The sequence below is a fragment of the Mycobacterium sp. UM_Kg27 genome, from assembly GCF_000972905.1.
Classification (GTDB): Bacteria; Actinomycetota; Actinomycetes; order Mycobacteriales; family Mycobacteriaceae; genus Mycobacterium.
Genome location: NZ_JRMM01000160.1, coordinates 1 through 9,172 on the forward strand (window position 1 = coordinate 1; position 9,172 = coordinate 9,172).

9 protein-coding genes are annotated in these 9,172 nt (G+C 68.3%); 5 read left to right on the forward strand and 4 right to left on the reverse strand.

What is annotated here, in order from left to right; genetic code table 11:
- The first annotated feature begins 61 nt into the window (after positions 1-61).
- Genes LI94_RS18780 through LI94_RS18790 form a run of 3 tightly spaced genes read left to right on the forward strand, consistent with a single transcriptional unit; the run spans position 62 to position 2,801 of the window.
- Positions 62-1,531 carry an aldehyde dehydrogenase gene (locus LI94_RS18780; RefSeq protein ID WP_046302141.1) on the forward strand — a complete coding sequence of 490 codons (1,470 nt, stop codon included), beginning with the start codon at positions 62-64 and terminating at the stop codon, positions 1,529-1,531.
- Positions 1,531-2,478 carry an alpha/beta hydrolase gene (locus tag LI94_RS18785; protein WP_046302142.1) on the forward strand — a complete coding sequence of 316 codons (948 nt, stop codon included), beginning with the start codon at positions 1,531-1,533 and terminating at the stop codon, positions 2,476-2,478. The genes LI94_RS18780 and LI94_RS18785 overlap by 1 nt, the downstream gene beginning before the upstream one ends.
- The gene (locus tag LI94_RS18790) at positions 2,478-2,801 is read left to right on the forward strand and encodes a TfoX/Sxy family protein (RefSeq protein ID WP_046302143.1); all 324 of its coding nucleotides are present in this window, start codon (positions 2,478-2,480) and stop codon (positions 2,799-2,801) included. The genes LI94_RS18785 and LI94_RS18790 overlap by 1 nt, the downstream gene beginning before the upstream one ends.
- A 19-nt stretch (positions 2,802-2,820) precedes the next feature.
- On the opposite strand, the gene LI94_RS18795 is transcribed toward LI94_RS18790, so the two are convergent.
- On the reverse strand, positions 2,821-3,393 hold the full coding sequence (locus tag LI94_RS18795; RefSeq protein ID WP_046302147.1) for a TetR/AcrR family transcriptional regulator: 573 nt from the start codon (positions 3,391-3,393) through the stop codon (positions 2,821-2,823).
- Positions 3,394-3,483: 90 nt separating this feature from the next.
- On the opposite strand from LI94_RS18795, the gene LI94_RS18800 reads away from it, so the two are divergent.
- Together LI94_RS18800 and LI94_RS18805 are read left to right on the forward strand one after the other, a co-directional pair.
- On the forward strand, positions 3,484-4,092 hold the full coding sequence (locus LI94_RS18800) for a TetR/AcrR family transcriptional regulator (RefSeq protein WP_046302144.1): 609 nt from the start codon (positions 3,484-3,486) through the stop codon (positions 4,090-4,092).
- Positions 4,093-4,165: 73 nt separating this feature from the next.
- Complete coding sequence (locus LI94_RS18805) at positions 4,166-5,944, forward strand: NAD(P)/FAD-dependent oxidoreductase (protein WP_082105814.1); 1,779 nt, start codon at positions 4,166-4,168, stop codon at positions 5,942-5,944.
- Positions 5,945-5,950: 6 nt separating this feature from the next.
- On the opposite strand, the gene LI94_RS18810 is transcribed toward LI94_RS18805, so the two are convergent.
- From LI94_RS18810 to LI94_RS18820, 3 genes are all read right to left on the reverse strand, one after another.
- On the reverse strand, positions 5,951-7,084 hold the full coding sequence (locus tag LI94_RS18810) for a Zn-dependent alcohol dehydrogenase (RefSeq protein WP_046302145.1): 1,134 nt from the start codon (positions 7,082-7,084) through the stop codon (positions 5,951-5,953).
- 10 nt (positions 7,085-7,094) lie between these two features.
- The gene (locus LI94_RS18815) at positions 7,095-8,339 is read right to left on the reverse strand and encodes a glycosyltransferase family 4 protein (protein WP_024440200.1); all 1,245 of its coding nucleotides are present in this window, start codon (positions 8,337-8,339) and stop codon (positions 7,095-7,097) included.
- A gap of 55 nt (positions 8,340-8,394) precedes the next feature.
- Positions 8,395-9,172 (reverse strand): 1,4-alpha-glucan branching protein domain-containing protein (locus LI94_RS18820; protein ID WP_046302146.1); only part of this gene is annotated, 778 nt, incomplete at its 5' end.

Sequence of the window (9,172 nt, forward strand, 5' to 3'; positions counted from 1 at the left end):
AGATGTGTATAAGAGACAGATCGATTGTTTATGCCGATGTGGCGCCGTTAGCCTAGGCACTGTGACCGGTGTGCTGACCCAGCTGCTGATCGACGGCGCGCTGGTTGCCGGTGGCGCGGGCACTTTTGACACCATCAACCCGGCCACCGAGGAAGCCATCGGTGCGGCCGCCGACGGCGATGCCGCCGACCTCGACCGCGCTATCGCCGCCGCCCGGGCGGCGTTCGACACCTCGGACTGGGGCCGCGACACCGCATTACGAGTGCACTGTCTGCGCCAGCTGCGCGACGCGCTCAACGACGAGATCGAGACGCTGCGTGAGATCACCATCGCCGAGGCCGGGGCGCCCCGGTCGCTGACCTACCGAGGCCAGCTGCAGACCCCCGTCGATGACCTGGGTTTCCCGGCCGCCACCGCGGAGAGCTACCCCTGGCAGGTGGATCTCGGGGTGGCGGCCCCGATGGGCATCACCACCGCGCGGACCGTCGTGCGGGAGCCGTTCGGCGTGGTCGGAGCGATCACGCCGTGGAACTTCCCGCACCAGGTCACGTTCGCCAAGATCGGGCCGGCGCTGGCGGCGGGCAACACCGTCGTCCTCAAACCGGCACCCGACACCCCTTGGTGCGCTGCCGAAGTCGGTCGGATCATCGTCGAGAAGACTGACTTTCCGCCGGGAGTGGTCAACATCGTCACGGCGTCCGACCACCGCATCGGTGCCCGGCTCGCCGAGGACCCTCGGGTGGATGTGGTCTCCTTCACCGGCTCGACGGCGACCGGGCGCTCGGTGATGACTGCTGCCGCACAGACCATCAAGAAGGTTTTTCTGGAACTCGGCGGAAAGTCGGCCTTTGTAGTCCTCGATGACGCCGACCTGTCCGCCGCCTGCACGGCGGCCGCGTCGACGGTAGCGATCCACGCCGGCCAGGGATGCGCACTGACCACCCGGCTGCTGGTGCCCCGCGCACGCTACGGCGAGGCGCTTGATGCGGTGGCTGCCGCGATTTCTGGGGTCGCGGTCGGCGACCCCAATGATCCGAAAACGTTGTGTGGACCGTTGATCTCGGCGAAGCAGCGAGATCGGGTGCAGTCCTATCTTGATCTGGCGATCGCCGAAGGCGGGACGTTTGCCTGTGGCGGCGGCCGACCGGATGACCTGGATCGGGGCTTCTACATCGAGCCGACGGTGATCGCCGGCCTGTCCAACGAGGCCCGCGTGGCCCGCGAAGAGATTTTCGGCCCGGTGCTGGTGGTGCTCGCCCACGACGGTGATGACGATGCGCTGAGGATCGCCAACGACTCGCCGTATGGTTTGTCCGCCACGGTGTTCGGGTCCGAAGACCGCGCCGCCCGGATGGCGTCGCGACTGCGTGTCGGGACAGTCAACGTCAACGGCGGCATGTGGTACGCCGCCGACGTGCCGTTCGGCGGCTACAAGCAGTCCGGGGTCGGCCGGGAGATGGGATTGGCAGGCTTCGAGGAATACCTCGAGACCAAGGTGGTGGCTACCGCGGTGTCTGGGGCGCAGCGCTGATGGCCGGGCCTCCTGATCCGCAGGTGCTGGCGGCGTTGCTGGCGATGCGCGACGGTGCCGACGATGCGCCGCCGCCGCCGGTCGGCAATGTCGCTGCCCGTCGGTGCAACGTGGGGCATACCTTCAATCAGGTACTGGCGTCGCTGCCGCCGGTCACCGGCGTAGAAACCCACGAGTTTTCGCTGACCTACGACGGGGGCACGCTTCCGTTGCGCTGGTACCGGCGAACCGGCGCCACTCAGCCCGGCAGCGCTGCGCTGTATCTGCACGGCGGCGGAATGATCCTGGACTGGCGACACGTGGGTTCGCTCTACGACGCGGCGGTGCGCGCCTATGTCGCTGCTTCCGGGGTGCCGATGCTGGTGGTGGATTACCGTGTCGCCCCGGAATTCCCGCATCCGGCTCCGCTTCAGGACTGCTACGCGGCATTGTGCTGGCTCAGCGAGCACGCGGGCGAGCTGGGGGTCGACGCGTCCCGGCTGGCCGTGATGGGCGACAGCGCCGGCGGGGGACTGGCCGCAGGCGTGGGCCTGCTGGCCCGCGACCGGGGCGGACCGGCGATCGCAGCCCAGCTGTTGATTTATCCCATGCTCGACGACCGCACCCGCGAGGCCGGTGACGCGGGCGCGACCCTGCTCACCTGGAGCTACGACGACAACGTCACCGGCTGGACAGCGCTGCTGGGCAACGGCGGCGCCGACGGTTACGCCGCGCCGGCCCGAGCCGGCGACCTGGCCGGCCTGCCGCCAACGTACCTCGATGTCGGCGGGCTGGACATCTTCGTGCCGGAGGATGTCGCCTTCGCGCACCGGCTGATCGCCGCGGGGGTCCCCGTCGAGCTGCATGTGTACCCCGGGTGTCCGCACGCGTTCGACCTGCTGGTGCCCGATGCCGAGGTGTCGCGGCGGGTTATCGCGCACCGAGTGCGCTATCTGGTGGGGTTGTAGTGGCCTACGACGCGCAGCTGGCGGCCCGCGTGCGGGAGATATTCGCGGGCGACGGTCCACCGGTGTTGGAGAAGGCGATGTTCGGCGGGCTGGCATTCATGGTCGCCGGCAAGATCGCCGTCGCGGCGATGGCCGGCGGGCTGCTGGTCCGCGTGGGTGTCGCGCGTGCCGAACAGCTGCTGAGAACCACCGCCGCCCAGCCCATGGAGATGGGCGGACGGACCATGCGGGGCTGGGTCCATGTCGACGGCGAACACCTCAGTTCTCGGCATCAGCTCGCCGAATGGGTGGATATCGGAATCGCTGCCGCGGCCAGCGCTTGAAAGGGCCCACGGCAGCCGCTCAGAACAGCGTGCCGCGGATGAGATCTTCGGCGCAGCGCAGGGTGGCACGGTAGACGTCCGGCGACAGCCGCGCTGCCTGCTCGATCAACCCGCGCGTCAACACGTACACGGCAGCCGCGGCGCCGTCGCCGTCGATACCGGTCGCCAGCGAACCGCCGCGCTGCGCTTCGTCGACGATCTCGCCGATGACGTCGCGCAACGGCGAGACCCCGTCGGTAGCGCGTTCGAAGGCGGCCAGATAGGGGTGGTCGTGGCGCAGCCGGTCGGCCTCGGTAAGCACTGCGGCAAGCCGATCCGCCACGGTGCCGCCGCGCTGTGCTGCGGCATGTAATCGGGGCAGTGCGATCTCGCGTGCGGCGGCCACGGTCGCCGCCATCAGCTCATCCTTGTTCGGAAAGTAGTGGTACAGGCTGGCGCTGGTCATCTCGGCGCCGGCGGCGATCTCGCGGATGGTGGCACCCGAACGGCCCACCTCTGCGACACGCCGGATCGCTGCGCTGATGATTCGCTGGCGGGTCTCTTCGCTGCTGGTTCCAGCCGGCCGACCCCGCGGCGTCGACGTCAGGGGCATGATCACCTCAGGTTAGTCCGCCGGCGATCGGGCAGTTCAACACTGCGCCGGTTGTCCGACGCCGGTGTCGACGGCTGCGAGGATGGGTCTATGTCGACACCGCAGCTGGGCCGCCCGGTCGGCGCCGACGGCGGCCAGACCCGTCAGCGGATCATCGCCGCCACCATTGCGTGCGTGGCCGAATTGGGTTACGCACGGACCACGATCCGTCAGATCGCGCGCACGGCAGGTGTTACCAGCGCCAATCTCTACAACTACTTTCCGAACAAGGCCGATCTGGTGGCCGCCGCGATCGTCGCACGCGCCGAGATCGCCCTGCCGCGACTGCGGCGCGCCGCCGAGCGGCCCGGCACGGTGGTCGACCGGATCGAGGCCGTGCTGGACGAGTCCGGCAACCTCATGCGCGAGCATCCCGATCTCGCCGCGTTCGAATGGGCGATTCGTGCTCAGAACGCCGTCACCGTGTATCCGGGCGACACCGGAAGCGGGGGCCTGGAAGCGCTGCGCGACATCATCACCGGGATCGTCGATGACGGCGATACGCGCGACGCCAGCGGGGCGCGGCCGGCGATCGAGGTGACCTACGCCCTGGTCTACGGCCTGACCGAATTGGCGGCGACCGGATCTCCGGAGGCCTATCAGGCGGCGCTGGCCGCCGCGAAGCGCCTGATCCGGGGGACGCTGTTCGTCGCTCATTGATATGATCAACTGATTGATTATATGCTGAGCCGGTTGCTGGGCTGTCTTTGCGGCGTTCCGGAGGTGCCTGACAGTGACCGACATCCAGGGTCTCCAGTCGCCAGACTTTGATCCGAATGCCTTGCGCGACAAGTACCTCCGGGAACGGCAACGACGCCTGCGCAGCGACGGGCTCGACCAGTACATCGAGGTGGCGGGCCGCTTCGCCCGGTTCGCCGAAGACCCGTGGGCTGAAGCCGGATTCACCCGGGAACCACTGTCCGATGAGGTCGACGTCGCGATCGTGGGAGCCGGCTTCGGCGGACTGCTGACCGGTGCCCGGCTGCGCGAGCTCGGGGTGGAAAGCATTCGGCTGATCGACAAGGCCGCCGACGTCGGCGGCACCTGGTACTGGAATCGGTATCCCGGTATCGCCTGTGACGTCGAGTCCTACGTCTACATGCCGTTGCTGGAGGAACTTGGCTACGTGCCGACCGAGAAATACGCCAAGGGCCCGGAGATCTTCGCGCACTGCCAGCGCATCGCCCACCACTACGACTTGTACTCCAATGCCTGCCTGCAGACCGAGGTCACCGAAATACGTTGGGAAACAACGGCATCACGCTGGATAATCGCGACCAATCGGGGGGACGCATTTCGGGCCCGATTCGTGTCGATGGCCAATGGCTACCTGCAGAAGCCGAAGCTGCCGGGCATCCCGGGCATCGGCGAGTTCGCCGGGCGCACCTTCCACACCAGTCGCTGGGACTACGACTACACCGGTGAGGGGCTGGACCGGCTGGCCGACAAGCGGATCGGGATCATCGGCACCGGTGCCACCGCCATCCAGTGCGTGCCGCGACTGGCCGAGGCGGCGGGGCATCTCTATGTCTTTCAGCGCACGCCGTCGACGGTGGACGTACGGGGCAACCGGCCGACCGACCCGCAGTGGGCAGCGGAGCTGGAGCCGGGGTGGCAGCAGCGCCGGATGGAGAACTTCCAGATCCTGACCGCGGGCGGCCAGGCCGACGAAGACCTGGTCGACGACGCCTGGACCAGCCTGACCAAGCAGATGCCGATCGTCAGCGGAGACGGCCCCGTCGACCAATCGGTGCGCGCCGAGATGGCCGACTTCGCCAAGATGGAGCAGATCCGCGGCCGCGTCGATGCGTTGGTGAATGATCCGGCCACCGCCGAGGCGCTCAAGCCATGGTACGGCTACTACTGCAAGCGGCCCTGCTTCCACGACGAATACCTACCGGCCTTCAACCGCGACAACGTCACCCTGGTCGACACGAAAGGCCGCGGTGTCGAACAGATCACCCCGGCCGGGGCGGTAGTCGACGGCATCGAATACCCGTTGGAATGCCTGATTTTCGCGACCGGGTTCGAGGTGGGCACCGACTATTGCCGGCGCACGGGTTTCGAAGTCATCGGGCGCGACGGCGTGACCCTGACCCAGAAATGGGCCGACGGCGTGCGCACCTTCCATGGCCTGCACGCCCATGGCTTCCCGAACTGCTTCATCGAAAGCATTGCCCAATCCGGGTTCACGGTGAACTTTCCCTACCTGATCGACACCCAGTCGCGGCACGTGGCGTGGGTGATCGCGCACGCGTTGCAGCAGAATCTGCCCGCCCTGGAGGCCGCCGAGGACGCCGAACAGAGCTGGGTCGATGCCGTGGTGCAGCGATCCGACGTCATCGCCGGGCGGCGCGAGACGTGCACGCCGGGCTACTACAACCGTGAGGGCCAGGCGAACGCCCGGTTGCGCCAGGACAGTTTCTTCTTCGGCAGCCCCACCGAGTACGCCGACATCCTGGCCGCGTGGCGAGAATCGGGCACCCTAGAAGGGCTTATCGCCACCCGATAGCCGAAGCTAGAGGCCGAAGTCGATGACGCCCCTGATCAATTCGCCGCCGGCCAGGTCTTCATAGGCCTGGTTGACCTCGTCGAGCCGGTAACGCTTGGTGACCATCTCGTCGAGTTGCAGGTGACCCGCATCGTAGAGTGTGGCCAACAGCGGGATGTCGGTCCGCGGGTTGCAGGAGCCGAACACGGTGCCGCACAGCGTCTTGTTCATCAGCATCATGTCCTGGGGATCGATGCTGGTCCGCGTGCCCTGCACCGCCATTCCGGTCAGCACACAGATCCCGGCCTTACGGGTCAGCCGCAGGGCCTCCTCGACATCGGAATCGGTGACCACAGCGGGGGACACCACGACAGCGTCGGCCATCACCCCGCGGGTCAGGTCGCGGAGCATCTCGAAGGCCTCGGCGGTGCTGGAGGCGGTGTGGGTGGCACCGAAAGTGCGGGCCGATTCCCGCTTGAAGGCAACGGGATCCACCGCGACGATCCGAACGGCCCCGTTGATGCGGGCCCCCTGGACGGCGGCGGTGCCGATGCCGCCCACCCCGATGACCACGACGGTCTCGCCGCCGCGCACACCGGCGCGATACGCCGCCGAGCCGTACCCCGTCGGCACCGCGCACGCCAGCAGGGCCGCGGGTACCAGCGGCAAGTGCGGATCGATCTTGACCAGCGAGGCGGCCGAGACCACGGTGTGTTCGGCGAACGCGCCGATCTTGGAGACATGAGCCAGATCCCGGCCGTCGGCGCCATGGTGGCGGAAGGTGCCGTCGGTGGGCATTCCGGGCAGCATGGTTCCCGCTCCGGCGTCACAGATGTACTCCATGCCCGAAGAACACCAATGACATTGACCGCAGACCGCGACGAATGAGGTCACCACGTGATCGCCGGGGGACAGCCCCGTGACGCCGTCACCGACCTGTACGACCGTCCCGGAGCCCTCGTGTCCTCCGATGGTCGGCGCAGCGGGAGCGCTCTGCCCCGGCGGGGCCAGGTGACCTTGCCGGATGTGCTCGTCGGAATGGCACAGGCCCGCCGCGGCCATGCGGACCAAGACCTCCCCGGCACGCGGCGGATCCAGTTCGAACTCCTCGACCGACCAGGGGCCACCGTAGGTTCGCAGGATCGCGGCGCGACTCTTCATCCGGCCAGGGCTACCGGTCGGGCAGTGCGTGCTCGATGATCGGCCGGCGTGGCTGCGGTTCCCGCAAGCGGCGTTTGGCCGCCAGGTACACCTGGGCGGTCTCGTCGGCGACGGTGTGCCAATCGAAGTCCGAGCTGAGCCGCTCGCGGGCGGCGACGGCGCGGCGCTGGGCGGCAGCCGGGTCGTCGAGCACGTGACACACCGCCGAGGCCAGGGCCGGCACATCGCGCGGCGGGCAGGACATACCGGTTTCGCCGTTGATCACCGCCTCGCCCAAACCGCCCACGTTGGCGACCACCAGTGGGGTTCCGGCGGCAGCGGCTTCCAGTGCCGCCAGGCCGAACGGTTCGTAGTGACTCGGCAGCGCCGCGGCGTCGGCCCGGTGCAACAGTGCCAACAGTTCGTCGTGGTCGACCCGGCCGATGAACCGGGTTGCCTTGAACACCCGGTTCTTTCGGGCGCACTCGACCAGCCAGTCCTGCTGGGTGCCGTCACCGGCGATGGTCAGCGTGGCTCCGGGGTGGGCGCGCCGGATCCGCGGCAGGGCCGCGATGATGTCGTGCACGCCCTTCTCGTATTCGAGTCGCCCGACGAACAGAATCTCCGGCGGGCCGCTACGAGACTGTCGGGGGGCGAACGGCCACCGTGCGGCGTCGATGCCGTTGCGGATCACCGTGGTTTCGGCGAGTCCGGGACCGAACAGGTCGGTGATCTCATCGCGCATTGAGGCCGAACAGGTGATCAGCGAATCGGATTCGCGGACCAGCCACGACTCCACCGCGTGCACCTGACGACTCAACGCTCCCGAGACCCAGCCGGAGTGACGCCCGGCCTCGGTGGCGTGGATCGTGGAAACCAAAGGCACATCATAGAATTCAGCGAGTGCGATCGCCGGGTGTGCAACCAGCCAGTCGTGGGCATGCACCAGATCGGGGCGCCACACGCTCTGGCCGCCGTCGACCTTCAGCGACAGTCCGGCGCGGACCATGGAATGGCCCATCGCCAGTGTCCAGGCCATCATGTCTTCGCCGAAGGAGAACTCGTGCGGGTCTTGGGCCGCGGCGACCACCCGCACGCCCTCGCTGATCTCGTCGGACGACGGGTGCGTACTCGGGTCGGTGCCATAGGGGCGCCGGCACAGCACAACCACGTCGTGCCCGGCAGCGGCCAGCGCGGTCGACAGGTGGTGGACATGCCGACCCAACCCGCCGATCACCACCGGCGGGTATTCCCACGACACCATCAGGATCTTCACGCGGCGGTTCCGTTCTGACGCGCACCGTGGTGGTGCGAGGTCCGGAGGTGGGGGGTCACCGTGGCAGCCTACGGGCATCCAGGGCGCCGAACAGGCCGTCGGCCTTATTCCAGCCGTCGGCCAGGCGCTGTGCGGTGTCTCGGTGGCCGCCGGCCAGTGCGTCGGCGATCTCCCGGGTGGCGTGCGCGTGCAGCTGCGCGCGGTAGCGGGCGTAGTCGGCGGCGGAGTCCTTGCTGACCATGAAGGGCCAGTCGCTCGAGACCGTCAGCAGCGCCTCGCGCAGGATCTGGTCGGCGACCCGGTCGCGCGGGGTGGGGCCCGACGGCGCCGCGGTCTGGGCCAGGGCCTTGTCGACGGCGCCCAGAGCGGTCTCGGTCACCTCGGCGTTCAGCTGCACCAGGTCGGCGACCTTCTCACCGGACCACACCCGCCAGTCCTTGCCGGACCCCCACGAGCTGGGCGGCAGTTCTACGGCGTCGCCGACGAAGCCCGCGTGGATGGCATCTGAGAGCGTGCCGACGCGAACCCCCGCTTCGGGCAGTGCCCGCAACACCCGAGCCAGCCAGGTCGGTCCCTCGTACCACCAGTGGCCGAACAACTCGGTGTCGAACGCGGCGACCACGTGGGCCGGTCGGCCGATCCGCTCGGACTCGGACCGCAGCCTGCCCCGGACCACGTCGACGAAATCGGCGACGTGGGCATCGATCGCGGCGTCGGCGCGCTGCGGGTCGTACGGCGCCTTCTGTTCGGGGGAGACGTTGCGGCCCGTTACCCGGGACGGCTTGAGCCCGGTGCGGTGGTCATAGGTGTGGAAACTGTCTCTTATACACATC